Source organism: Mesoflavibacter sp. CH_XMU1404-2 (assembly GCF_037029465.1).
Classification (GTDB): Bacteria; Bacteroidota; Bacteroidia; order Flavobacteriales; family Flavobacteriaceae; genus Mesoflavibacter.
This window is the reverse complement of record NZ_JAYMEM010000005.1, coordinates 177,030-201,828: the sequence shown is the minus strand read 5'-3', so window position 1 is coordinate 201,828 and position 24,799 is coordinate 177,030. Positions and strand designations below refer to the sequence as shown.

At 31.5% G+C, this 24,799-nt stretch carries 22 protein-coding genes and 1 tRNA gene; 16 read left to right on the top strand and 7 right to left on the bottom strand.

Features of this window, described 5'->3' with window-relative positions:
- The first annotated feature begins 155 nt into the window (after window positions 1-155).
- A complete protein-coding gene (gene lepA, locus WA327_RS04285; protein ID WP_336066847.1) occupies window positions 156-1,952 on the top strand; it encodes a translation elongation factor 4 in 1,797 nt (598 codons plus the stop codon).
- A gap of 56 nt (window positions 1,953-2,008) precedes the next feature.
- On the opposite strand, the gene WA327_RS04280 is transcribed toward lepA, so the two are convergent.
- Entirely contained in the window at window positions 2,009-3,862 is a 1,854-nt protein-coding gene (locus tag WA327_RS04280) for a cation:proton antiporter (protein ID WP_336066845.1), read from the bottom strand.
- Window positions 3,863-4,077: 215 nt separating this feature from the next.
- Between WA327_RS04280 and WA327_RS04275 the strand changes: the two genes are divergently transcribed.
- The 8 genes from WA327_RS04275 (at window position 4,078) to WA327_RS04240 (ending at window position 12,867) form a co-directional block, all read left to right on the top strand.
- Window positions 4,078-4,938, top strand: a complete 861-nt coding sequence (locus tag WA327_RS04275; protein WP_336066843.1) for an MBL fold metallo-hydrolase — start codon at window positions 4,078-4,080, stop codon at window positions 4,936-4,938.
- A gap of 24 nt (window positions 4,939-4,962) precedes the next feature.
- Complete coding sequence (locus WA327_RS04270; protein WP_336066842.1) at window positions 4,963-6,576, top strand: S8 family peptidase; 1,614 nt, start codon at window positions 4,963-4,965, stop codon at window positions 6,574-6,576.
- Between the two features lie 72 nt (window positions 6,577-6,648).
- Window positions 6,649-8,472: a M1 family metallopeptidase gene (locus tag WA327_RS04265; RefSeq protein ID WP_336066840.1), complete on the top strand. Its 1,824-nt coding sequence runs from the start codon at window positions 6,649-6,651 to the stop codon at window positions 8,470-8,472.
- Between the two features lie 101 nt (window positions 8,473-8,573).
- A complete protein-coding gene (locus WA327_RS04260) occupies window positions 8,574-9,080 on the top strand; it encodes a hypothetical protein (RefSeq protein ID WP_336066838.1) in 507 nt (168 codons plus the stop codon).
- 84 nt (window positions 9,081-9,164) lie between these two features.
- Window positions 9,165-9,962 (top strand): LexA family transcriptional regulator, encoded by a 798-nt coding sequence (locus tag WA327_RS04255; protein ID WP_336066836.1) that lies wholly within the window; start codon window positions 9,165-9,167, stop codon window positions 9,960-9,962.
- Window positions 9,963-9,966: 4 nt separating this feature from the next.
- A complete protein-coding gene (rnpA, locus tag WA327_RS04250; RefSeq protein ID WP_336066835.1) occupies window positions 9,967-10,353 on the top strand; it encodes a ribonuclease P protein component in 387 nt (128 codons plus the stop codon).
- Entirely contained in the window at window positions 10,337-11,971 is a 1,635-nt protein-coding gene (locus tag WA327_RS04245; RefSeq protein WP_336066834.1) for a S41 family peptidase, read from the top strand. The genes rnpA and WA327_RS04245 overlap by 17 nt, the downstream gene beginning before the upstream one ends.
- A gap of 44 nt (window positions 11,972-12,015) precedes the next feature.
- Window positions 12,016-12,867: an OmpA family protein gene (locus WA327_RS04240; RefSeq protein ID WP_336066833.1), complete on the top strand. Its 852-nt coding sequence runs from the start codon at window positions 12,016-12,018 to the stop codon at window positions 12,865-12,867.
- Window positions 12,868-13,145: 278 nt separating this feature from the next.
- Here WA327_RS04240 and WA327_RS04235 read toward each other — a convergent pair whose 3' ends face one another.
- The 3 genes from WA327_RS04235 to rpiB are packed head-to-tail and all read right to left on the bottom strand — an operon-like array spanning window position 13,146 to window position 14,967.
- Window positions 13,146-13,610, bottom strand: coding sequence for a GNAT family N-acetyltransferase (locus WA327_RS04235; RefSeq protein ID WP_336066832.1), 465 nt, complete (start codon window positions 13,608-13,610; stop codon window positions 13,146-13,148).
- 6 nt (window positions 13,611-13,616) lie between these two features.
- Window positions 13,617-14,531, bottom strand: coding sequence for a cation diffusion facilitator family transporter (locus tag WA327_RS04230; protein ID WP_336066831.1), 915 nt, complete (start codon window positions 14,529-14,531; stop codon window positions 13,617-13,619).
- 4 nt (window positions 14,532-14,535) lie between these two features.
- Window positions 14,536-14,967 (bottom strand): ribose 5-phosphate isomerase B, encoded by a 432-nt coding sequence (gene rpiB, locus WA327_RS04225; protein WP_336066830.1) that lies wholly within the window; start codon window positions 14,965-14,967, stop codon window positions 14,536-14,538.
- A gap of 695 nt (window positions 14,968-15,662) precedes the next feature.
- On the opposite strand from rpiB, the gene WA327_RS04220 reads away from it, so the two are divergent.
- The 4 genes from WA327_RS04220 (at window position 15,663) to WA327_RS04205 (ending at window position 19,977) form a co-directional block, all read left to right on the top strand.
- Window positions 15,663-17,906, top strand: a complete 2,244-nt coding sequence (locus WA327_RS04220) for an RNB domain-containing ribonuclease (RefSeq protein WP_336066829.1) — start codon at window positions 15,663-15,665, stop codon at window positions 17,904-17,906.
- Window positions 17,907-18,030: 124 nt separating this feature from the next.
- On the top strand, window positions 18,031-18,324 hold the full coding sequence (locus WA327_RS04215) for a heavy metal-binding domain-containing protein (protein ID WP_336066828.1): 294 nt from the start codon (window positions 18,031-18,033) through the stop codon (window positions 18,322-18,324).
- A 142-nt stretch (window positions 18,325-18,466) separates the two neighbouring features.
- Window positions 18,467-19,141, top strand: coding sequence for a head GIN domain-containing protein (locus WA327_RS04210; RefSeq protein WP_336066827.1), 675 nt, complete (start codon window positions 18,467-18,469; stop codon window positions 19,139-19,141).
- Between the two features lie 155 nt (window positions 19,142-19,296).
- On the top strand, window positions 19,297-19,977 hold the full coding sequence (locus tag WA327_RS04205; protein ID WP_336066826.1) for a LysE family transporter: 681 nt from the start codon (window positions 19,297-19,299) through the stop codon (window positions 19,975-19,977).
- 101 nt (window positions 19,978-20,078) lie between these two features.
- Here WA327_RS04205 and WA327_RS04200 read toward each other — a convergent pair.
- Both WA327_RS04200 and folB read right to left on the bottom strand, forming a co-directional pair.
- Window positions 20,079-20,149 (bottom strand) — tRNA-Cys (locus tag WA327_RS04200).
- Window positions 20,150-20,193: 44 nt separating this feature from the next.
- Window positions 20,194-20,565: a dihydroneopterin aldolase gene (gene folB / locus WA327_RS04195; protein WP_336066971.1), complete on the bottom strand. Its 372-nt coding sequence runs from the start codon at window positions 20,563-20,565 to the stop codon at window positions 20,194-20,196.
- A gap of 155 nt (window positions 20,566-20,720) precedes the next feature.
- Between folB and WA327_RS04190 the strand changes: the two genes are divergently transcribed.
- Together WA327_RS04190 and WA327_RS04185 are read left to right on the top strand one after the other, a co-directional pair.
- Window positions 20,721-22,721: a glutamine--tRNA ligase/YqeY domain fusion protein gene (locus WA327_RS04190; RefSeq protein WP_336066825.1), complete on the top strand. Its 2,001-nt coding sequence runs from the start codon at window positions 20,721-20,723 to the stop codon at window positions 22,719-22,721.
- Between the two features lie 140 nt (window positions 22,722-22,861).
- On the top strand, window positions 22,862-23,071 hold the full coding sequence (locus WA327_RS04185; protein WP_336066824.1) for a hypothetical protein: 210 nt from the start codon (window positions 22,862-22,864) through the stop codon (window positions 23,069-23,071).
- A gap of 44 nt (window positions 23,072-23,115) precedes the next feature.
- Here WA327_RS04185 and WA327_RS04180 read toward each other — a convergent pair whose 3' ends face one another.
- Window positions 23,116-24,042 (bottom strand): SPFH domain-containing protein, encoded by a 927-nt coding sequence (locus tag WA327_RS04180; protein ID WP_336066823.1) that lies wholly within the window; start codon window positions 24,040-24,042, stop codon window positions 23,116-23,118.
- Between the two features lie 75 nt (window positions 24,043-24,117).
- Here WA327_RS04180 and WA327_RS04175 point away from each other — a divergent pair, with 75 nt between their 5' ends.
- Entirely contained in the window at window positions 24,118-24,798 is a 681-nt protein-coding gene (locus tag WA327_RS04175) for a hypothetical protein (protein ID WP_336066822.1), read from the top strand.
- Window position 24,799 lies beyond the last annotated feature (1 nt).

Genomic DNA, 24,799 nt, shown 5'->3' with positions numbered 1-24,799 from the left:
AAAATTAATAGAAGGTGCAAGATAATAATTGTTAATTACTTTTTGTTGTGGGAAAAACCTCAATTTTCAATCATTTAGCATATAAATAAATATATTTAAATCCTTAATAATTACATTATATTTGCAACGTCTTTTTTAATGAAGATATTTTGACTATGAAGAACATTAGAAACTTTTGCATTATTGCACATATTGACCACGGTAAAAGTACACTTGCAGATAGGTTACTTGATTACACTGGTTCTGTTACCGAACGCGAAAAACAAGATCAGCTTTTGGATAACATGGATCTTGAGCGTGAACGTGGTATTACTATAAAATCTCATGCCATTCAAATGGATTACGTGTATGAAGGTGAGCAATACGTATTAAACCTTATTGATACACCTGGTCACGTAGATTTTTCTTATGAAGTTTCTCGTTCTATTGCTGCTTGTGAAGGTGCTTTGCTAATCGTAGATGCTGCTCAAAGTATACAAGCACAAACTATTTCTAACCTATACTTAGCGTTAGAAAATGACTTAGAAATTATTCCTGTTTTAAATAAAGTAGATTTACCAAGTGCTAATCCAGAAGAGGTTACCGATGATATTGTAGATTTATTAGGTTGTGATCCAGAAGAAGTAATTCACGCCAGTGGAAAAACAGGTTTTGGTGTTGATAATATTTTAAAGGCAATTATAGAGCGTATTCCTGCTCCAAAAGGTAATGAAGACGAGCCTTTACAAGCCTTAATTTTTGACTCTGTTTACAACCCTTTTAGAGGTGTAGAAACTTACTTTAGAGTTATTAATGGTTCTATTAAAAAGAATCAACAAATTAAGTTTATCGCAACAGGAAAAACTTACGGTGCTGATGAGGTTGGTACTTTAAAACTAAAACAGTTACCAAAAAAAGAAATAAAAGCTGGTGATGTAGGTTACGTTATAACTGGTATTAAAGAGGCAAAAGAAGTAAAAGTAGGAGATACAATTACCGATGCTGCTAACCCAACTAAAAATGCAATTGGCGGTTTTGAGGACGTAAAACCAATGGTATTTGCGGGTATTTATCCTGTAGATACCGAAGATTATGAAGAGCTTCGTGCCTCTATGGAAAAACTTCAGCTTAACGATGCATCATTAGTGTTTCAGCCAGAAAGTTCGGCTGCATTAGGATTTGGTTTCCGTTGTGGATTCTTAGGAATGTTACACATGGAGATTATCCAAGAACGTCTGGAACGCGAGTTTAACATGACCGTTATTACAACCGTACCAAACGTTAGTTACCATGCGTTTACCAATAAAAATCCAGATGAAATTATTATCGTTAATAACCCATCTGATTTACCAGAACCTTCAACTTTAAATCGTGTTGAAGAACCATATATCAAAGCAACAATAATTACCAAAGCAGATTTTGTAGGTAATGTGATGAGTTTGTGTATCGAAAAACGTGGGCAAATCACCAACCAAACTTACTTAACTACCGAGCGTGTTGAACTTAGTTTTGATATGCCTTTAGCCGAAATTGTTTTTGACTTTTACGATCGTTTAAAAACCGTATCTAAAGGTTATGCCTCTTTTGACTATCATCCAATTGGTATGAGAGCTTCAAAATTAGTACGTGTAGATATATTACTTAACGCACAAAATGTAGATGCACTTTCAGCACTAATACACGCAGATAATGCTTATTATATTGGTAAAAAGATGTGTGAAAAGTTAAAAGAATTAATCCCTCGTCAACAGTTTGATATTCCAATTCAAGCTGCTATTGGAGCAAAAATTATTGCTAGAGAAACTATTAAAGCATTACGTAAAGATGTAACCGCTAAATGTTACGGTGGAGATATTTCGCGTAAGCGTAAACTTTTAGAAAAGCAGAAAAAAGGTAAAAAACGTATGCGTCAAGTGGGTAATGTAGAAATACCTCAACAGGCGTTTATGGCGGTTTTAAAATTAAATGACTAAAACTTAAACCTTATACATACAAAAAAACCTTCAGCATTAACTGAAGGTTTTTTGTTTTATGAGCTTTGTACTGTCTCTACTTTTTCGACATCTAATGGTTTTCCTAGGTAGACTAAATGATAACCTTTTTCTACATCTGTAATTTCGGTGTTGTAAGATGAAATGATATGTAGCTCTCCTTCATTATCTTTAATAAATAATGGGATGATGTCCTTATCGTTATTAGTTGTCTTAATTAAGTCGTCTAAATGTTCTTTATCAATTATTTCAATTTCTTGAATGCTAGGGTATTTTCTAGTCACTTCTGACAAAGAATTAAAATCATCTGTATGAGAAAATAAACCTTCTTTTGGGCTATTATTTTTATCTGCCATTTCTGAAGAAGACACTAATCTAAAAGCTCCGTTTTCTCCAAATTGTTTTCCAAATTTGTTAATGGCGTATTTATTAATGTCGCTGTTTCCTGTTAATGCCATTAAATAACCAACGTCATTTAATTCAATATTATCAATTAGCGTTTGAGAATAAATATCGGTATTGATGGCTTCTAAGCCTAACTCTTTAGCCTTATTTATATTGTTTTGGTTACTATCAATAAGTACAACATGTCTTCCGTTAGATTCTAAATAATGTCCGATTAATCTAGACACTTTTGATGCGCCAACGATTAAAATTCCACCAGATTTTGTTAAAAATACACCAACTAACTTAGCAAATAACCGAGCTGTAGTTGCGTTTAAAAGTACTGTTCCTAATACGATTACAAAGACTAATGGTGTAATATATTCTGCTCCTGCAACACCATTTCTAGCTAATTTTAAACCAAAAAGTGAAGCAATACCTGCAGCTACAATACCTCGTGGACCAACCCAACTGATAAATAGTTTTTCATTCAGTTTCAATTTAGAACCTTGTGTACTTAAAAATACGCCTAAAGGTCTTACCGCAAAGACAACAATTGCGAATAAAATAGCCGTTTTCCAATTGTAAATTAATAACAGGTCGCTGTAATTAATATTAGCTGCTAAAAGAATAAATAATATTGAAATTAATAATACACTTAAAGATTCTTTAAAGTATAATAAGTCTTTTAAGTAAGGTGATTTTGAATTACCTAAAACCATACCCATAACCACAACTGCTAATAATCCAGACTCATGTGCAAATGCATCTGATAGCACAAAAACACCTAAAACTGCTGCTAAAGCAAATACGTTAAGTAAATAATGTGGCACCCATTTTTTATTGATAATAAAGTTCATGGCGTGCGCAAAAGTAAACCCAAATGTAGCACCAAAAAGCACAATTTTACCAAACTCTATTAATGCGGTTTTTGTAAACTCTCCACCAGCATCAACACTAATAAATTCAAAAACTAATACGGCAACTAAAGCTCCTATTGGGTCTATTAAAATACCTTCCCATTTTAAGACTGCAGATACGTCTTTTTTAAGTGGAATATTCCTTAAAATAGGCGTAATTACTGTTGGACCAGTAACTATAATTAATCCAGAAAATAGAAAAGAAATTTCCCAACTTAACCCAAAAATATAATGAGCAGCAATACCTGCTCCAAAAAATGTTACAATAGATCCGATAGAAATTAGCTTAGTAATTACAGGACCTACGTTTTTTATTTCAGCCATTTTTAAGGTTAATCCTCCTTCAAATAAAATAATACTAATGGCTAAAGACACGAAGTAGAATAAGCTTTCTCCAGGAAATAAGCCTTCTCTTTCATTCCAAATTGGTTCTATCCATTTAGAACCATCATCTGTTATAAATTCTGCAGCAATTGGACCAACCAGTAATCCTATTAAAATTAAGGGTAAAATTGCTGGGATTTTAAACTTCCATGCTACCCATTGTGCTAATATTCCTAAAATGATTATTCCTGCTAATTCTAACATTTAAACTTGTTTTGCGTGAAAATAGTAATTCTAAAATTTATGCTATAAATTTTAACCCAAATTTAGTCAAATACATAAAAAATTACATTTTCTAATTCTAAGTCAATTTAACAAATAATTTAATTATTCTATTTTTCTTAATAATTCCCTAATAAGACTTAAGCTTTCTTCTATAATTATTAATTTGCAGCAACTTATTAAATCATCTTTCTTTTATGAAATTATATCCCATACAAGCTGGAAATTTTAAATTAGATGGCGGTGCTATGTTTGGTGTAGTCCCAAAATCTTTATGGACCAGAACCAATCCTGCAGATAGTAATAATATGATAGATATTGCTGCGCGTTGTTTATTAATTGAAGACGGTAATCGATTAATTTTAATCGACACAGGAATGGGTAACAAGCAAAGCGAAAAATTCTTTGGCTATTACCACCTTTGGGGCGATGATAGTTTAGAAAAATCTTTAAAAACAGCAGGTTTTTCTACAGATGATGTCACAGATGTATTTATGACACATCTTCATTTTGACCATTGTGGCGGAAGCATAAACTATAATAAAGACCGTACTAAATTAGAACCAGCCTTTAAAAATGCACACTTTTGGAGCAATAAAGACCATTGGAAATGGGCAACACAACCTAACCGTCGTGAAGTTGCTTCATTTTTAAAAGAAAATATTTTACCAATGGAAGAAAGCGGTCACTTAAAATTTACAAGTATTCCGCATGATGATATTTTAAAAAATTCAGAACTTGGCTTTGACATCTTTTTTGCAGATGGACACACAGACAAGCAAATGATACCAATGATCAATTACAAAGGAAAAACCATTTGCTTTATGGCAGATTTACTTCCTACCGTAGGACATCTGCCTTTACCTTTTGTAATGGGTTATGATACAAGACCATTACTAACGTTAGACGAAAAAGAAAAATTCTTAAACCTAGCGGCAGATAATAATTATTACTTATTTTTGGAACACGATGCACACAACGAAATTATAACCGTACAACATACCGAAAAAGGCGTACGATTAAAAGACACTTACACGTGCAACGATATATTTAATTAACAAAACAAACACAAAGACAAAGCAATGACAATTAATTACAAGCCATTAATGCTGTCTGCATTTGCAGCAGTTGTGCTTTCAAGCTGTGGTGGTAATGCACCTATTCTTTCAACACCAATTGAAAATATTGACAATACGCCAATTAAAGAAGCGCCTTTAACAGAAGCAGAAGCGCACAATTGGGGACATTTAGATTTAGTAAAAGACACCATTCCTGGGATGAGTGTTGATAAGGCTTACGCCGAAATTATTAAAGGAAAAAAAGGACAACAAATTATTGTTGCTGTAATCGATTCTGGAATTGACATCGAACACGAAGATTTAGACGGAGTAATCTGGACAAACACAGACGAAATACCAGGAAACGGCATTGATGACGATAAAAATGGTTATGTAGACGATATTCATGGATGGAACTTTTTAGGTGACGCTTACAACGAAAGGTTAGAAATGACACGTATTGCTGCTAGCGGTAACCCAAGTATATCAAGATACGCAGAAGCAGTAGCACAATTAGAAAAAGACTACCAACAAGCACTTTCTGGTAAGCAACGTTACGATCAAATTTATGCTCAAGTTTCTGGAGCGCACGATGTGTTAACTAAACATTTTGGTAAAGAAGATTACACTGCAGAAGAAGTTAAAGCTATCAATACAGAAGATCAAGAATTAAAAGATGCTGTTGGTGTTGCTAACTTTATCTACGGAAATGGTTTAACGTCTATGAAAGAAGCTAAAGAGCAAATAAAAGGTGGTGTAGAGTATTTTACAGATCAAGTAAACTATAACTTAAATAAAGACTTTAACGGTCGTACCACTGGTGATAACCCAGATGATTTTGATGATAAACCAGGTTACGGAAACAACAACGTAATGCCTTCTGTTAAATCTGAAAGTCACGGTACTCACGTTGCTGGTATTATCGCTGCAGAGCGTAATAATGGTTTAGGCGCTAACGGTGTTGCAAACAATGTTAAAATTATGGCTTTAAGAGCTGTACCAAATGGTGACGAGTATGATAAAGATATTGCAAAAGCTATTAGATATGCTGTAGATAACGGCGCAAAAGTGATAAACGGTAGTTTTGGAAAAAGCTATTCTCCGCATTCTGACTGGGTAAGAGATGCTATTAAATATGCAAGTGATAATAACGTCATCTTTGTTCACGCAGCAGGTAACGACAGTAAAAATGTTGATGAAAAGCCAAACTTTCCAGATGATAATGTAGATTTCGTTGAAATTTCAGATACATACATTCGTGTTGGTGCTTTAGCGCCAAGTTATGGTACAAAAATGATTGCTAGTTTCTCTAACTACGGTCTTAAAAATGTAGATGTATTTGCTCCTGGAGCAAAAGTGTATTCTACAACTCCAGAAAACGAATATGATACTAAAGGAGGAACAAGTATGGCTGCTCCTGCAGTTGCTGGTGTTGCTGCTTTAGTTTGGTCGCAATACCCTAAATTAAAAGCATCTCAAGTAAAACAAATTATTATGGATTCTGGTTTACCAGTAACTTCAAAAGTAATTGTTGGTGGTGATGCAAACAACATTAAAACGTTATCAGAAATTAGTAAATCTGCAAAAATAGTTAATGCTTACAATGCTTTAATTATGGCATCACAAGTTGCTAATTAACACATAACAAAATACAAAAAGCCTCAACCCAAAACTGTTGAGGCTTTTTTATTTAAACTAAACTTTAAAAGAATGAAAAAATTATTGCTTCTTACCGTTGCTTTCGGTTTTTTAACAGCTTGTAGTTCGACAAAACAAGCGGCTTCAACTTCAGAAAGTTCAACTGAAAAAAATTCGACATATTGGCAACAACATGTGGATTATAAAATGGATATTGATATGGATGTAAACAACTATCAATACAAAGGGAAACAAACGTTGGTGTATACAAATAATTCGCCAGACGTTTTAAATAAAGTATTTTATCATTTGTACTTTAACGCATTTCAACCAGGAAGCGAAATGGATGTACGTTCTCGTAACATCGAAGATCCAGATTCTAGAGTTGGTGATCGTATAAGTAAATTAAAACCTAACGAGATTGGTTATATCAACGTAAATAGCCTAAAACAAGACGGTAAAAAAATTAATTACGAAACGGTTGGTACTGTTTTAGAAGTAGAGTTAGCTCAACCTATTCAACCAGGACAAAGTGTGACGTTTACAATGGATTTTGATGCACAAGTACCAATTCAAATTCGTCGTTCTGGTCGTGATAATGCAGAAGGCGTTGCGCTTTCTATGACGCAATGGTATCCTAAGTTAGCCGAATATGATTTTGAAGGTTGGCATGCAGATCCTTACATAGGACGCGAGTTTCATGGTGTTTGGGGAGATTTTGAAGTTAACTTAACCATAGATAAAGATTACGTTATTGGTGGTACTGGTTACTTACAAGGCGAACCTGAAATTAAAGGCAACAAAAAAACTATGCAATTTTTAGCACCTAATGTGCATGACTTTACTTGGGCTGCAGATCCGGATTATATCCATGATTCGATGCAAGTTCCAAATGGTCCAATGCTTCATTTTTATTACAAAAAAGATTTACCAGCAGATAACTTAAAATATTGGAAAGACTTACAACCAAAAACTGTTGAGTTAATGCAATATTTTTCTGAAAACGTAGGTAAATATCCGTACGATCAATATTCTGTTATTCAAGGTGGTGATGGCGGTATGGAATACGCAATGTGTACTTTAATTACAGGTAAACGTAGCTTTGGTAGTTTAGTTGGTGTAACAGCGCATGAGTTAGCACATACTTGGTTTCAATTTTTATTAGCGACAAACGAAGCTAGACACGAATGGATGGACGAAGGTTTTACTAGTTACATCAGTGATCACGCTATGAATGTTGTGATGAACGAAGGAAAAGAAATTCCTAACGCAAATGCTTATAGAGGTTACATTTATTTAGCAAAATCTGGTAAAGAAAAACCACAAACTACACATGCAGATCGTTACGAAACCAACATGGCTTATGGTATAACAGCCTACAATAAAGGTTCTGTATTTTTATCTCAATTAGGTTACATTATTGGTGAAGACAATCTTAAAAAAACACTTAAAAAGTACTTTGACGATTTTGCATTTAAACATCCAACACCTATTGATATTATTAGAACTGCCGAAAAAGTTTCAGGTTTAGAATTAGATTGGTATTTAATAGATTGGACACAAACTACCAATACCATAGATTATGCGGTAACTTCTACAGAAGAAAATAATAGCATAACAACAGTAAATTTAGAGCGTAAAGGCTTAATGCCAATGCCATTAGATATTGAAGTAGAATATACAGATGGAACATCTGAATGGTATAATATTCCTTTAAGAATTATGAGAGGCGAAAAACCTTTAGCTTCAAACGTAAAAATATTAAACGATTGGGCTTGGGCATATCCAACCTATAGTTTTAGTATAAACAAGCCAAAAAGCGCAATAAAAAGCATTACAATAGATCCAAAACAACTAATGGCAGATGTTGATAAAACCAACAATACATTAGAGTAATACTGTCTATTTAAACGAAAATAAAAGCTTCAACAATTGTTGAGGCTTTTTTTATTCTTAATCCTTTATATTTGAAAAGCTATTCAATAAAACTCAAAAAAATGAAACATTTAGCCTACATATTAATTCTAGTATTAGCCTTTAGTTGTAAAGAAGATCAAAAAGAAAAAGTAGATACCAAAGTAGAAAGCACAACACATAAAGAAACTACTACAAAAAACACTGAAAAAGATACTGAAACTACCACAGATTTACCTTTTCTAATAGATATTAAAAGCTTAGAAAAAGATACGTCTGCTAATCCAATTGAAGTGTTTAAAACAAAAGCGACAAACGTTGCAACCGAAGTTGTTAAACTAAATAAAGACAATATTAAAGATGCTTTAACTAAAGCAAAAGACTTTAAAAATGTTGTCATTACTGTAGATAATCACACTATTATAAAATTAGATGTCAACGACTGTAAACCTTCTGGTGCTTGGAGCGCTTGCATGCCAAAAGCCGAAGGTTATATTAAAAAAGGAGATTTAGTATATCAAAACGATTATGCTAACAATATTATTGGCTTACCAGATGGTCAGGAACGTTTAATGTTTTTATTTGATTAGTTAGGTTTCAATAACTCTACAAATGTTTGAATTTTTATATCTTAGCTTAAATTATAAGTCTTCAAGACCTTTCTTTTAAGAAACATGCAGCAAATAGACCAAAAAATAACCGCTATAATCAATCATTTTCAGCTTAATAATTATGCGTTTTCTAAACGTATTGGTGTTACCGGAACAACCATAGATAGTATTGTTAACGGTAGACCTCAACCAGATGGAACTCGTAAAAAAACCAAACCTGGTTACGATGTATTAAGTGCGATTATAGATCAGTTTAACATCAATCCAGACTATCTTTTTGGTAAAAGTGATGTGATGTTAAAGCAAGATGTGGCTAAAATTCAAACATATTCTGGAGTACCTCAAGTGGTTGCTGTTAATCAAAATGATGAAGAAAATGTAGTCTACGTTCCTGTAAAAGCAAGAGCTGGTTATTTAGATGGTTACGGTGATAGTGAGTATATTGAGACTTTACCGTCTTTCCATATGCCTCAACTTACAAACGGAACCTATAGATGTTTTGAAGTGCAAGGCAACTCGATGGTACGTACTTTTTTTGATGGCGATTTAGTGTTTGGAAAATATGTAGAAGATTTAGCCGATATTAAAGATGGTCGTGTATACGTTATTGTTAGTAAAAACGATGGTATTGTTTTAAAACGTGTTATCAATCGTATTGAAGAACGTGGTAAACTTATCTTAAAAAGTGATAATAAAGATGGTAACTATCCAACATATACCATAGACGCAGAAGATATTATGGAAGTATGGTATGTGACCATGTTTGCTTCCAAACAAATGCCAGAACCAATAGATGTTTACGACCGTTTACACGAACTTGAAAGTAAATTAACCGAACTTCAAGAAGCATTAAAAAACTAAATTAATGCGCTACACTTACAATAAAGACGAAAAACTTAAAAGCCAAAAAGCAATTGAGCAATTATTTGCCGAAGGAAAATCTGTTTCGGCATATCCTTTGCGTATGGTGTATTTAGATAACCAATCTCAATTAAAAGTTGGTGTATCTGTAAGTAAACGAAATTTTAAATTAGCGGTACATCGTAATCGTTTAAAACGTTTGCTTCGTGAAGGTTACAGACTTAATAAAAATCTGTTAATAGACAATAAATTAGACCATTACACGCTAATGATTTTATATATTAGTAAAGAAATGCCAGATTTTAAGATTATTGACAAAAAAATGAAGGCATTACTAACTAAATTTAATGATCAAGTTTCTAATATAGAGAAGAATGAAAAAGATATTTAAAAAACGCATTTTAATTCCTGTTTTTGCGTTAACTATTTTTATAACCGGGAGCGCCTTTAAAAGTGATTTTTTCGAAATAGCTAAACAAATCGAAATTTTCACCACGCTTTTTAAAGAGCTTAATATGAATTATGTAGACGAGACTAATCCTGGCGATTTAATGGATAATGCCATTAAAAATATGCTTAACGATTTAGATCCGTATACCAAATTTTATAACGAGCAAGATGTAGAAGCAGAGCGTATACGTCGTACAGGAGATTATACCGGAGTTGGTGCAAAAATTAGAACTTTAAAAGATAAATTGGTTGTTGTAGAACCTTATAAAGATTATCCTGCAGATAAAGCTGGTCTTAAAGCTGGTGACGAAATTATAGAAGTAGACGGTATCAAAGTAGATGGTTATGAAGATGATGCCTCTAACCTATTAAAAGGCGCTCCAAATTCAACATTAAATGTTACTTATGTACGTCAAGGAAAAACGAATACGACTACCTTAACGCGTTCTGAAATAGAAATTAATGCTGTACCTCATTTTTCTATGATTAATGAAACTACAGGCTACATTGTGCTTCAAAAATTTAATGCAAAAGCATCTATGCAAACCGAGTATGCATTAAAAGATTTAAAGGCGCAAGGCGCAAAAAGTATCATATTAGATTTACGTAATAATCCTGGTGGATTACTTCGCGAAGCTATTAATATTGTTAACCTTTTTGTACCAAAAGGACAATTAGTGGTAACGACAAAATCTAAGGTTAAAAAATACAATAAAACCTATTATACAAAAAACGAACCTGTAGATACAGAAATACCTGTTGTGGTATTAATTAACGGTCGTAGTGCTTCTGCTTCCGAGATTGTTTCTGGTGCATTACAAGACTTAGATAGAGCTGTAATTGTTGGCGCACGTAGTTTTGGTAAAGGCTTAGTACAACGACCAAAAAAACTAACTTACGGTACACAACTAAAAGTTACAATTTCTAGATATTACACACCTTCAGGGCGTTGTATACAGTCTTTAGATTATTGGAATCGTGACGAAAATGGAAATGCTGTTAGAATTAAACAAGAAAATTATCATGAGTTTAAAACCAAAAACGGACGAAAAGTCTATGATGGTGGCGGTGTTTTTCCTGATGAAGCTTTAGAAACTACCAAAAATTCAGCAATAACAGATGCTATTTTAAACAGTCAAGCCATTTTTGATTTTGCAACACAATATTATTACAATCATCAAATTGAAGATATTAATAGTTTTCAGTTTTCTGATGCCGATTTTAATGCTTTCAAAACACATTTAAAAAACTCTAGTTTTGAGTTTGAAACTGAAACTGAAGCAGCACTTAAAAAAGCGTTTGAAGTCTCTAAAACCGAAAATTTAAATGAAGATATTCAAAAAGAATACAATGCTTTATTACAGCATTTAAATCAAACAAAAATACAAGCTGTAGACCAAAACAAAACGCAATTAGTTAATCTGTTAACCGATGAGATTGTAAAACGTTACGTATACAGAGAAGGACTTTATGACTACTATAAAGTAAACAATCAAGAAATCAAAACAGCAACGCAAATACTGGCTAACCCAAACAAATACAACAGATATCTAAACTAAAATCTCGTAAAAAATTGTTATATTTAGAGGTTAATCCATTAAAAATGAAGTATTTTTTAATCATCTTTTTATTAATAAACACATCTGTCTTATCGCAAAGCGAATTAAAGCACGATGTGTATTTTAATACCGACGAATACGATGTACCATTAACTGAAGAAAACAGACTTCTGCTTTTTATTTCTTCATTAGATACCGTTGCTATAGAAAAAATTTCAATTTATGGATTTTGTGATGATCGTGGTACCAACGATTATAATTTAGAACTCTCTCAAAACCGTGCAGATGCTATAAAAATGATGTTTTCGGATTACGGAATTGATCAAAATCTAATAACAAATGTTAATGGTAAAGGCGAAATTTTATTAAAAGTCTTAAATGAAGATGAAGTTAGTAAAATAAGAGGTTTAAACCGTAAAGTTGAAATTATAGTAAAACCTAAAAAGGATAGTAAAAAAGAAGAAAAAGTAGCCGAAACACCTAAAGAAAATAAAAAAATAACTACCAAAGATATTGCTGACGGTACTGTTAAAAAAGGTGACAAAATTAGGCTAGATAAAATTTACTTTAAAACAAACTACAGTTATATAACTTCAGATTCTAAGAAAACTTTAGAAGAATTAGCTAAAATTTTAGTCGAAAAAAAGAACGTTTATTTTACCATTCAAGGTCATGTTTGTTGTACACAAAATAGCCGAGACGCTATTGATAAAAAAACTCAAAAACGTAATTTATCTGTAGCTAGAGCTAAATATATTTATGATTATTTAGCTAGAAAAGGTGTAGATAAAAAACGAATGAAATACGTTGGTTTACGTCGTAAATTTCCGCTTGGTGGCGACCCAAAATACGATAGACGTGTTGAAATATTAATTACATATATTTCAAAAGAATAACGTTTTTTGAAAAAATAATTTAAAAAAGAGTCTTTTTATAGGCTCTTTTTTTTTGAATCTTCAATAATTAAAGATTTTTACATTGTTTTTAGTCGATAAAAAACAACCGATAATCTACGATAATGTTTTTAATCTAAGATTAAGGCTTTTAATCAAAAAATTTTTATCGTACTAAGATGAGATAGTACATTTGCAGCCCGTTAAAAAAAATTTAATTAAGATATATTTCTAAGTAAAGTTGAGTTAGTTTAGTTTTTAACTTTATTTACAAAACCGCATTATGCCAAATGCGGTTTTTTATTATCATAAACCATAGCAATATGTGGTATCCCATCTTCTAGGTACTGCTCTCCTACTTCAAAAAAGTTTAAATTATTATAAAAACGCTTTAAATAGCATTGCGCAGATATTTTAATTTTTGTCTGATTATATTCAGCTTTTATGGCTTGTATAGAAGCTTCCATAATATCATAACCATACTTGTGCTTGCGTTGGTTATCTTTTACTACTACTCTACCAATACTAGCTAATTCAAAGTAATCACCAGGTTTAAAAATTCGCGTATAAGCGACTAAAATTTCATCTTTAAAACCTAAAACATGTAGTGCTTTTTGATCCTTACCGTCTATATCTTGATACACACAATCTTGCTCTACTACAAAGACTTCACTTCGTAATTGCAGCAAATCATACAATTCTTTTGTTGTTAATTGATCAAAGGATTTTACTGTAATAGTTAGCATAAAATTTTAGTCTTGAACGATGATATCCTTAGGATCTTCTTTTTTATATTCTGGCTGAATATTAACGTGATTAATATCAAATTCGTCATGTAATAACTGCTCTATTTTCTGCAAAATAGCATCAAATTGAGTGATAGTCATATCGCTATCTAAATCTAAATGTGCTTCAAGATGAAGTTCTTCATCATTTAAATTCCAGATATGCACATGGTGTAATTTTTTAATATAATCTAAGCTATTAACACGCTTTACAACATCTTCTACATTAATATGTGAAGGTGTAAATAACATAAGCATTTTGGTTGAGGTTTTTAACAAATCGTAACCAACCCAAATAAGATATAAGCCTATTAAAAACGTTAATACACTATCTACCCAAAATAATTGGTAATACTTCATTAATAAACCACCAATTAAAACAGCTACACTTGCTAACATATCTGTTAATAAGTGTAAGTAAGCCGATTTTATATTGATATTACTTTCAGAATCTTTTTTAAGTAATAATACACTCAATCCATTAAAAATTATTGCTAAAAGTGATAACCAAATCACAAGATTTGACTCAATAGTTTCAGGATTTTTAAAGCGCTTTACGGCTTCAATCATTAATATAATAGCTATTATTATTAACGTAGAAGCATTTATAAAAGCTGCTAATATTTCGGCACGTTTGTACCCAAAAGTCTTACTATTAGACGCTTTTTTTCTTGAAAGTTTTGATGCAAAATAACTAACAATTAAAGAAATAACATCTGTAAAATTGTGTAAAGCATCACTAAGTAATGATAAACTACCAGATACAAAGCCACCAACAATTTGTGCGGCGGTAATACCTATGTTTAAAAGGATAGATATTAAAAGTTTTTTTCCTCTTAAATCATGTGCATGATCATGATTATGTGAATGGTGATGACCCATGTTATTAACACATTGGTATTTTATCTACTCTATTTTGGTGTCTTCCACCTTCAAACTTTGTATCTAAAAATGTATCTACCATTGCTATTGCTTGCTGTAAAGACGTATAACGCGCAGGAATACAAATAATATTAGCATTGTTGTGTAAACGGGTAAGTTCTGTAATTTCTTTAGTCCAACAAACGCCAGCTCTTACTTTTTGATGCTTGTTTGCAGTCATTGCAACTCCATTAGCACTTCCACAAATTAAAATACCAAAATCTGCAGCTTCTTCAGTAACATCTTTTGCTACTGGATGAACAAAATCTGGATAATCTACACTATCTGATGCATCTGTACCATAATTAACAACTGTAATACCTTTATCTTCTAAATGCTTTTTGATGGCAAATTTATATTCTGTACCAGCGTGATCGTTACCTATTGAAATTTTCATAATAATTGATGTTGTGTTGTTTAAAGTGCTTCAAAGTTACTAATTGCTTACCATTATTAATAATCTTTATATAGTAACTTATCCATAAATGCGTAAAAAAGTTAATAACTCTAATAATTGTTAATTTCTCTATTTTAAGTATTGATTAGTTGTTAATATCTTCTTATTCTTTTTTAAAACTTTTATTTGGATTATTAGCTAAAATTTACAATCCGTAACGTTTAGTTAACAACCAAATTAGTTAACCTTAATTTTTTGTAAACTTATAAGCACTAAAATGTCAATTTTCAACGCCAATTTTATAAGTATTTATTAAAAATCTTTAGTTAATTTAGGTTATAAACAGTTGTTAATAATATAGTAATTAAGCTTTAAAATCAGAGACTTAATAAGCTAATAAGTTGTTAATAGAAGAAGTCTAACGTAATTTCAAATAAAAACTAAAAAAAGTTATACCGCTATTAACAAGCTATAATAATCATCATTATTTTTTTAAAATTTTAAAAGAAAAGAAATGATATATAATATAAATGTGAATAACGTTTGAAGTCTTTAATTTAACGCTTCCTTAATTCTATTTTAAATTTAAAAATGTAGTTTTGTAAAAACTTAATGACTTTCTCTTCCCACTAATTAAGTTAATTATAAACCGAATTTCACTTAACTTTAGAAATTCAATACATTAAAAAATATAAATGTCAAGAAAGAAAAAGAAAAGGAAACCTAGTCATAATAAGATTTCCAACTTAACTAATACTATTCTAAATATACTTAGAAAAGAACGTAATAAAACCTTTAACTACAAGCAGATAGCAGCTAAATTAGGCGTAAATGATGCTAGTAGCCGTAACCAGATTATAAAAAAACTAGCCCAACTTAAAGCAAAGCAAGAGATTGAAGAAGTAGAACGTGGTAAGTTTAAAGCAGTTGTTACTACCGAGTATCATACTGGTATTTTTGATGCTTCTTCAAGAGGAGCAGGATACGTGATTTGTGATGATTTTGATGAAGATATCTTTATTGCCTCTAACAATGTTAATAAAGCGTTAGATGGTGACGAAGTAGAACTTTACGTCTTTAAACGTCGTAAACGCGGTAAATTAGAAGGCGAAATCACACAAATTATTAAGCGTGCAAAAACGCAATATGTTGGTGTTATACAAATACACGAAAAGAATAATTTTGCATTTGTAGTCACAGATTCTAACAAAATGACTACAGATATTTTTGTGCCTATTAACAAAATTAATAAAGCCGAAGATGGTGATAAAGTTTTAGTTGAGTTAGTAGATTGGCCAGAAAAAGCAGATTCACCAAACGGTCGTGTAAAAGAAGTCCTTGGTAAACCAGGAGAACACAATACAGAAATCCATGCTATTTTAGCCGAATATGGGTTACCGTACGAATTCCCAAAAGAAGTCGAAGATTTTGCAAATCAAATAGATACCTCTATTAAGCCAGAAGAAATAAAAAAACGTCGCGATATGCGTAAAGATTTAACCTTTACCATAGATCCTAAAGACGCTAAAGATTTTGATGATGCATTATCCTTTAAAGTTTTAGAAAATGGCTTATTTGAGATAGGAATACACATTGCAGACGTATCTCATTATTTAGAAGAAGGTACCATTTTAGATGATGAAGCTTACGAGCGTGCAACATCTGTTTATTTAGTAGATAGAGTAGTGCCAATGCTTCCTGAAATATTAAGTAATGGCGCATGTTCTTTACGTCCACATGAAGAAAAATATACCTTTTCAGCAGTATTTAAATTAAATGAAAAAGCCGAAATAAAAGATCAATGGTTTGGAAGAACCGTAACCTATAGTGATGCAAGATTTGCTTATGAAGAAGCGCAAGCTGTTATAGAAAATAACACAGATTTTGTTATTTCTAATAATACAGAAATCTCATCCATAAAAACAGAAATTCCAGAAGACGTTTCACTTACCGGTAAAACATACAATACACAACCAGAAATAGCCCAAGCAATTTTAGTTTTAGACCGATTAGCAAAAAAAATGCGTAGCAAACGTATGCGTTCTGGAGCAATTAGTTTTGATAAAGTTGAAGTAAGATTTACTTTAGATGAACAAGCAAATCCAACAGGTGTTCATTTTAAAACCAGTAAAGATGCTAACAAGTTAATAGAAGAATTTATGCTATTAGCCAATCGTAAAGTATCAGAGTTTGTTTCTAAAATGAAACCATCAAAAACCTTTGTTTATCGTGTTCATGACGAGCCAGACGAAAGTAAACTAGCTGCTTTACAAGGCGTTGTAGCTAGATTTGGTCATAAATTAAACTTTAAAAGTCGCGATAGTATTTCATCTTCATTAAATAAATTATTAGAAGATGTTCAAGGTCAAAAAGAGCAAAATTTAGTAGATACTTTAGCAATTCGTACTATGGCTAAAGCCGAATATACCACGCATAACATTGGTCATTACGGATTAGCTTTTGATTATTATAGCCATTTTACATCGCCAATTAGACGTTATCCAGACGTTATGGCGCATCGTTTATTACAACGTTATTTAGATGGAGAAAAAAGTGCAAACGAAGAGATTTATGAAGAAAAATGTATGCACTCAAGTAACATGGAATATTTAGCCACAAAAGCCGAACGTGATAGCATAAAATACATGCAAATTAAGTTTATGCAAGATCATCAAGATGAAGAATTTGTAGGCGTAATTTCTGGTGTAACCGATTGGGGAATTTATGTCGAGATTATTGCTAATAAATGCGAAGGAATGGTCCGTATTAGAGACATAAAAGACGATTATTACGAGTTTGATCAAGACCAATTTGCACTTGTTGGACGCGAAACAAAAAACATGTACCAATTAGGAGACGAAGTTGTTGTAAAAGTAAAACAAGCAGATTTAGTAAAACGTCATTTAGATTTTGATTTAGTTGGTAAACACGAAGCGTAAATAATTATAATTGTCAAACTGAGTTTATCGAAGTGAATTTTATTGTCATTCAGAGCGTAGCGAAGAATCTATTTTATTTGTAACATTTTATAAATTTAAAGGACTAATCAATAAAATATAAACCATGATTTTAACCACAACAAATACTATAGAAGGCTTTAAAATAATAGAATATAAAGGTATTGTAACAGGTACTTCTGTAGAATTAAAAACAAAATTTTCTTTTAAAACTGAAAAAAATAAACAAATCACTAACGATGTTATTTCAGAAGCAAAAGAACATGCTTTTCAAGAGTTACAAACTAATGCAAAAAACTTAAATGCAAATGCTGTTGTAGGTATTAGTGTAGATTTTGAAACGGTTAATGCTTCCTATTTTTATGTTTCGGTTGTTGGTACAGCTGTAAATGTTGCATAATTACTTTTCAGTTCTGATGATTTTTGAATTATAAATTAGTTGTCATTCAGAGTAAAGCGATGAATCTTTTTTTATATAATTAAATAAAACTGTAACATTCAATAAAAAATAGACTCTTAATACAAACAAAACCTTCAATATTATGAAATATTTACTGTCTATTTTAGCTTTAGTTTTTAGCTTTAATACCTTTGCACAAAATCCAAAAAGTCAACATGTAGGCGACTTTACAACGGTTAAAGTTTTTGATTTAATAAAAGTAAGTCTGGTAAAATCTGACGAAAATAAAGTGATTATTACTGGTGAAGATGTAGACGATGTAGAAGTAATAATTAAGAACAATATGTTAAAAATACGTATGGACATAGACCGTATTTTTGATGGTACAAAAACCTTTGTTGCTGTTCATTATAAAGACATAAATGTTATAGATGCTAACGAAGGTTCTACAATTGTTGGTAACGAGCTAATCTCTCAAAATACTATCGAATTACGTGCTCAAGAAGGCGCGAAAATTATTGCTGGTTTAGATGTAGATACCGTAAATGTTAGAGCTGTAACTGGCGGAATTATTGAAACTAGAGGTAAAGCTAACACTCAAAATATTACATTAAATACTGGTGGTATTTACGAAGGAAGAGACTTTCAAACAAAAAATACAAACATAAAAGTACGTGCTGCTGGAGAAGCAGAAGTAACTGCAAGCGATACTGTAGATGCACGTATTACGGCTGGTGGAGATATTGATATCTACGGAAATCCTAGAACCGTTACTAAAAAAAATACATTTGGCGGATCTATTACGGTTAAAGATTAATAACTTAATTACAGTTATGTCAGGTTGAGCGCAGTCCAAACCTAAAAAAATATAAAGCTTCAGTTTTAAATTGAAGCTTTTTTTATTTCTGTTAATAAGCGTTCTAAAAACAATAAATAATTTCTTTACTTTGTAAGACAATTCAGTTTTACAACATGTTTGACGATATTCTTACTGCAATTCCTTTTGGTATTATACTTTCTTTTACCATAGGACCAGTATTTTTTGTTCTGTTAGAAACTGCTGCCACCAAAGGGTTTAAAAGCGCATTAATCTTTGATTCTGGCGTAATTTTAGCCGATATTTTATTTATAGTTGTAGCTTTCTTTAGTACCGATAAATTATTGGGTAAAATTGAAAAAGATCCTAACTTTTTAATTTTTGGAGGTGTTTTATTGGTTATATATGGCTTTATTTCTTTTATAAAAACCTCAAAATCTTTTAGAGAAATAGTAAGAGAATATCATAAAGTAGAAATTAAAAAAGGTTACGGTAAATTATTTTTAAAAGGCTTTTTGCTCAACTTTATAAACATTGGTGTATTGTTAGGTTGGGTAGCTTTTATAGTTATTGCTAACTCAATAACCACGTCTAAAAATGGTGTAATTGTCTTTATTAGTACCATGTTAGTAACTTATTTTTTAGCAGATTTAGTAAAAATTACTGCAGCAAAAGCTTTAAAAAATAAGCTCACACCAAGACTTATTTACAAGACAAAAAAGATTGTAGCATTAGTAATATTAGGCTTTGGTGTATTATTGTTAGTACAAGGTTTCTTCCCAAAAGAAAAAGAATTACTTAAAGAAAAAATAGAACAGATTAACCCTTTGGATTAGAATTGTCATTCCGCACTTGATGCGTAATCCAAAAACATTCAATCTTATTTCCTAAAAATTAGAAACAAAAAAAGAGCTACTTAAAAAGTAACTCTTTATTGAGGCATCTAGCGGATTCGAACCGCTGTACAAGGTTTTGCAGACCTCTGCCTAGCCACTCGGCCAAGATGCCAGTTATAATTGGACAGCAAATGTAAAAAAAATAAACTTTTTACACTATTTCTTGAAGTTTTTTCTTTTGTCACTCATCACAATAGTAACTTGCTCTACATCGCCACCAATAGGAGGATTTATTTTACTAACACTAACAGTTGCTTTTTTAATTATTTGATCTTCAGTAAAAATTCGGTTTAAAATACGTCGTGCTACATGCTCTAAAAGTGCACTTGGTGTTTTCATTTCTTCTAAAATAATTCTATTTAAAAACACGTAATCAACCGTATCACTTAGCTTATCGGTTGCTGCGCTATGTTGTAAATTGGCTGTAATTTCTAAATCTACACGATAATCACTACCAATAGCAGTTTCTTCTTTTAAACAACCATGGTTAGCATGTACGCGTATATTTTCAACTTTAATTTTCCCCATTTTCCTTAAAATTTCAGCAAAAATACCTAAAAATAAAATGTGCTTCATTTTTAAAGTCAAGAACAATTCATTTCAACTAAAAAATAACTAATTTTACGTTTTATTATTAAAGCTGATTAATAGCTGTAATCACTTAAAAAATAAACAAATATTACATGTCTGAAGAAACAAAATCACTCAATTTTATTGAGCATATTATAGAAGAAGATTTAGCTAATGGTTTAGAAAAAGATAAGCTACGCTTTCGTTTTCCGCCAGAACCAAATGGCTATTTACATATTGGTCATACCAAAGCTATTGGTATTAGTTTTGGTTTAGGACTAAAGTACAATGCGCCTGTTAATCTTAGATTTGACGATACAAATCCTGCAAAAGAAGAGCAAGAATATGTAGATGCGATTAAAAAAGATGTGGCTTGGTTAGGTTATCAATGGGAAAACGAGCTGTATTCTTCAGATTATTTTCAACAATTATACGATTGGGCTGTACAATTGATCAAAGACGGAAAGGCTTATGTAGATAGTCAATCTTCTGAAGCGATGGCAGAACAAAAAGGAACACCAACGCAACCTGGTGTAGATGGTCCTTATCGTAACCGATCTGTAGAAGAAAATTTAGACCTTTTTGAGCGCATGAAAAATGGCGAATTCAACGAAGGTGAACATATTTTACGTGCAAAAATAGACATGCAACATCCTAATATGTTAATGCGAGATCCTATTATGTATCGTATTTTAAAGAAACATCATCATCGTACAGCAAACGATTGGTGCATTTATCCAATGTACGATTGGACGCATGGCGAAAGTGATTATATAGAGCAAATTAGTCACAGTTTATGTTCTTTAGAATTTAAACCTCATAGAGAGCTTTACGATTGGTTTAAAGAGCAAGTTTATGACTATTCTAAGGAAACGTATCCAATGCAACCAAAACAACGCGAATTTGCGCGTTTAAATCTATCTTACACCATTATGAGTAAGCGTAAGTTGCTTAAATTGGTAGAAGAGAAGGTAGTTTCTGGTTGGGATGATCCGCGTATGCCAACTATTTCTGGGTTACGTCGTAGAGGTTATACACCAAATTCAATTAGACAATTTATAGAAAAAGTTGGTGTTGCAAAGCGTGAAAATGTGATTGATGTGGCACTTTTAGAATTTTGTGTTCGTGAGGATTTAAACAAAACTGCACCACGTGTTATGGCGGTTTTAGATCCTTTAAAGGTAGTAATTACTAACTATCCAGACGATAAAGAAGAATGGTTAGAAGCAGAAAATAATCCAGAAGACGATAGTGCTGGATTTAGAAAAGTACCTTTTTCAAAAGAAATTTATATCGAAAAAGACGACTTTAAAGAAGAAGCAGGAAGTAAGTTTTTTAGATTGAAATTAGGTGGCGAAGTGCGTTTAAAAAATGCCTACATCATTAAAGCTGAAAGCGTTGTAAAAGATGCTGAAGGCAATATTACCGAAGTACATTGTACTTACGATACAGATACCTCTAAAAAAGTAAAAGGAACACTACATTGGGTTTCTATAAAACATGCGGTAAAAGCTGAAGTTAGAGAATACGATAGATTGTTTATGGATGAAGCGCCAGACAGTCATGATGGTAAAGATTTTATGGAATTTTTAAATCCAAATTCTTTAAACATCATCAATGCTTTTGTTGAGCCAAGTTTAAAAGAAGCTAAAGTAGGAGAGCAGTTTCAGTTTCAACGTTTAGGGTATTTTAATGTTGATGACGATTCTAAATCTAACGCTTTAGTATTTAATAAAACCGTTGGTTTACGTGATAGTTGGGCAAAACAAGCACCAAAACAAAATCCAAATCAGTCTCAAAAGCAAACCAATAATCGTCCTGCAATAGAGCAAATAAAGTCTTTTGGTAAAAAGTACGATAGAATGCCAGACGATGCCAGAGCAAAAGCAAAAGCAGAGATTTTAGAATTAGCCAAAGACGTATCTTATGAAGATGTAGAGCCACTTTTTAATACTTCTGTTAAGAAAAGCGGTACACGTATTATCACTATGATTACGCTAGGTGTTTTACTTAAAAATGGCTTAGAAAAAAATGAAGCAATTAATGAGTTTATCAACAAAGCATTAGAAGACAAAAACAAGTTGTTAGTTGAAGAAGCACAACAATTAGCTTAAAATAACAATAGATTTATTAGCCGCTAAGTCTAACTTAGCGGTTTTTTTATGTCTAAATTTTAACAACCATTTAGTATATAATCTTTTGATTTATAAGTGATTTGAATTATTTTAAATGTATAACTTAAATCAAAAATAAAATGGACGCAATACAAGAATTATTAAGTAAGATTACAGCTAAAACAAGAGAAATAGAAGATAATTATCCAGAGTTACAAAAATATTTAGACGAGCAACGTATTACATTACCAAAGGATAATAACGAAACACATATTGATAAATCTTCTTTAGAAGATTATCTAAATTCTTTACAGAGTTTGATAGATAATTATGAAAAAGAAAATAAATAAAAAAAGCCTCTTTTAAGAGGCTATTTGTGTTTATTAGGTAAGTTTTATTCTTCTTCTTTTTTACGTTTAGCTTCTTTCATAGCTTCACCAATTTGGTTACTTGCGGTAAAACTTGCAACCATTTCGTTTAGCATATTACTTCCAGCTTGTGGCGCATTTGGTAATAAGATTAGATTACTATTAGTTTCTTCACCTAAAGATTGAAGCGTATCATAATGTTGTGTTACAACAATTAAAGCAGAAGCTTCTTGACTATTAATTCCAACACGGTTTAAAACTTCTACAGACTCTTCTAATCCACGAGCAATCTCGCGTCTTTGATCTGCAATACCTTGACCTTGTAAACGTTTACTTTCAGCTTCAGCTTTAGCTTTTTCAACAATTAAGATACGTTGCGCATCACCTTCAAATTGAGCAGCAGTTTTTTCTCTATCTGCAGCGTTAATACGGTTCATTGCTGCTTTTACTTGTGCATCTGGATCAATGTCTGTAACTAATGTTTTAATAATATCAAAACCATATTCTAACATAGCATCATTTAATTCGGCTTTCACCGCTAATGCAATATCATCTTTTTTAACAAATACGTCGTCTAATTTCATTTTAGGTACTTCTGCACGTACTACATCAAATACATAACTTGTTATTTGTTCGTGCGGATAATCTAACTTATAAAATGCATCGTACACTTTTTGGCTTAACACACGGTATTGTACAGATACTTTAAGTCTAACAAATACATCGTCTAAAGTTTTAGTTTCTATAATTACATCTAATTGCTGAATTTTTAAACTTAAGCGTCCTGCAATTTTATCTATTAAAGGAATTTTTATGTGAAGACCAGATTGTCTTATACTATGAAATTTTCCGAAACGTTCTATAATTACAGCAGTTTGTTGTTTGACAACAAAAAATGCTGATATTAAAACAATAAGTCCTAAGACTATAAAAGGTATTAGTGTTAAATTCATTGGTAATGGTTTTTGATTAAAAATTGTCGATTACTAAATTACGTTATATTTGCTCACAAATTGAATAATTTCAACATGAAAACAAATAACTTCATCTTATTAGTAGCATTTTGTATAGGTTTTGTTACAATAAATTACGCACAACGTAAAAATTACAACATAAAAAATGGATTTGCTATTGGTGGTGGATTGACTCAATTTGATATTATTACCGATAATTTTGAAACCAAAAGCGATACAGGTTGGTTAATACATATGTCTGCAACGGTAGATATTCCTCATAAATGGTACAACGTAAGTTATGGTATGCAATTATCTGAAAATAAGATGAGTGTAAACGGATTTGCATCTGCTTTAAGCAGCAATTTTGAGCCTATAGATTACAAAATTTTAACTGCTCAAGTGGCTTTTTTAATGCATGCTAAATTAGCAGGACCATATTTAACTTTAGATTTTGGACCAGTTTTACAGTACAATAGTGATTTAGAATTTGATGATGAAGGTCAAGAAGAATGGATTATAGCAGAGTTTGATAGTTTACTGGCTAAAGATTTTGTAGATATTACTAATTTTAATGTGAATGGCGCTATTGGATTAACCGCAGGTTTTGAAAACTTTAAAGTAAGAGGACAATATATCTATGGGTTTACCAATATTTTAGGTGATTTAAACGATTCTAATGCTGCTAATTTTACTAATAAAAAATTTAAAGGAAATCAAAGTATGTTAACTGTAGCTTTATTGATAACTTTTTAAA

Excerpts from the sequence above, each read along its gene's own strand:
- lepA (WP_336066847.1), top strand. The coding sequence starts at position 156 with ATGAAGAACATTAGAAACTTTTGCATTATTGCACATATTGACCACGGT.
- WA327_RS04280 (WP_336066845.1), bottom strand. The coding sequence starts at position 3,862 with ATGTTAGAATTAGCAGGAATAATCATTTTAGGAATATTAGCACAATGG.
- WA327_RS04275 (WP_336066843.1), top strand. The coding sequence starts at position 4,078 with ATGAAATTATATCCCATACAAGCTGGAAATTTTAAATTAGATGGCGGT.
- WA327_RS04270 (WP_336066842.1), top strand. The coding sequence starts at position 4,963 with ATGACAATTAATTACAAGCCATTAATGCTGTCTGCATTTGCAGCAGTT.
- WA327_RS04265 (WP_336066840.1), top strand. The coding sequence starts at position 6,649 with ATGAAAAAATTATTGCTTCTTACCGTTGCTTTCGGTTTTTTAACAGCT.
- WA327_RS04260 (WP_336066838.1), top strand. The coding sequence starts at position 8,574 with ATGAAACATTTAGCCTACATATTAATTCTAGTATTAGCCTTTAGTTGT.
- WA327_RS04255 (WP_336066836.1), top strand. The coding sequence starts at position 9,165 with ATGCAGCAAATAGACCAAAAAATAACCGCTATAATCAATCATTTTCAG.
- rnpA (WP_336066835.1), top strand. The coding sequence starts at position 9,967 with ATGCGCTACACTTACAATAAAGACGAAAAACTTAAAAGCCAAAAAGCA.
- WA327_RS04245 (WP_336066834.1), top strand. The coding sequence starts at position 10,337 with ATGAAAAAGATATTTAAAAAACGCATTTTAATTCCTGTTTTTGCGTTA.
- WA327_RS04240 (WP_336066833.1), top strand. The coding sequence starts at position 12,016 with ATGAAGTATTTTTTAATCATCTTTTTATTAATAAACACATCTGTCTTA.
- WA327_RS04235 (WP_336066832.1), bottom strand. The coding sequence starts at position 13,610 with ATGCTAACTATTACAGTAAAATCCTTTGATCAATTAACAACAAAAGAA.
- WA327_RS04230 (WP_336066831.1), bottom strand. The coding sequence starts at position 14,531 with ATGGGTCATCACCATTCACATAATCATGATCATGCACATGATTTAAGA.
- rpiB (WP_336066830.1), bottom strand. The coding sequence starts at position 14,967 with ATGAAAATTTCAATAGGTAACGATCACGCTGGTACAGAATATAAATTT.
- WA327_RS04220 (WP_336066829.1), top strand. The coding sequence starts at position 15,663 with ATGTCAAGAAAGAAAAAGAAAAGGAAACCTAGTCATAATAAGATTTCC.
- WA327_RS04215 (WP_336066828.1), top strand. The coding sequence starts at position 18,031 with ATGATTTTAACCACAACAAATACTATAGAAGGCTTTAAAATAATAGAA.
- WA327_RS04210 (WP_336066827.1), top strand. The coding sequence starts at position 18,467 with ATGAAATATTTACTGTCTATTTTAGCTTTAGTTTTTAGCTTTAATACC.
- WA327_RS04205 (WP_336066826.1), top strand. The coding sequence starts at position 19,297 with ATGTTTGACGATATTCTTACTGCAATTCCTTTTGGTATTATACTTTCT.
- folB (WP_336066971.1), bottom strand. The coding sequence starts at position 20,565 with ATGGGGAAAATTAAAGTTGAAAATATACGCGTACATGCTAACCATGGT.
- WA327_RS04190 (WP_336066825.1), top strand. The coding sequence starts at position 20,721 with ATGTCTGAAGAAACAAAATCACTCAATTTTATTGAGCATATTATAGAA.
- WA327_RS04185 (WP_336066824.1), top strand. The coding sequence starts at position 22,862 with ATGGACGCAATACAAGAATTATTAAGTAAGATTACAGCTAAAACAAGA.
- WA327_RS04180 (WP_336066823.1), bottom strand. The coding sequence starts at position 24,042 with ATGAATTTAACACTAATACCTTTTATAGTCTTAGGACTTATTGTTTTA.
- WA327_RS04175 (WP_336066822.1), top strand. The coding sequence starts at position 24,118 with ATGAAAACAAATAACTTCATCTTATTAGTAGCATTTTGTATAGGTTTT.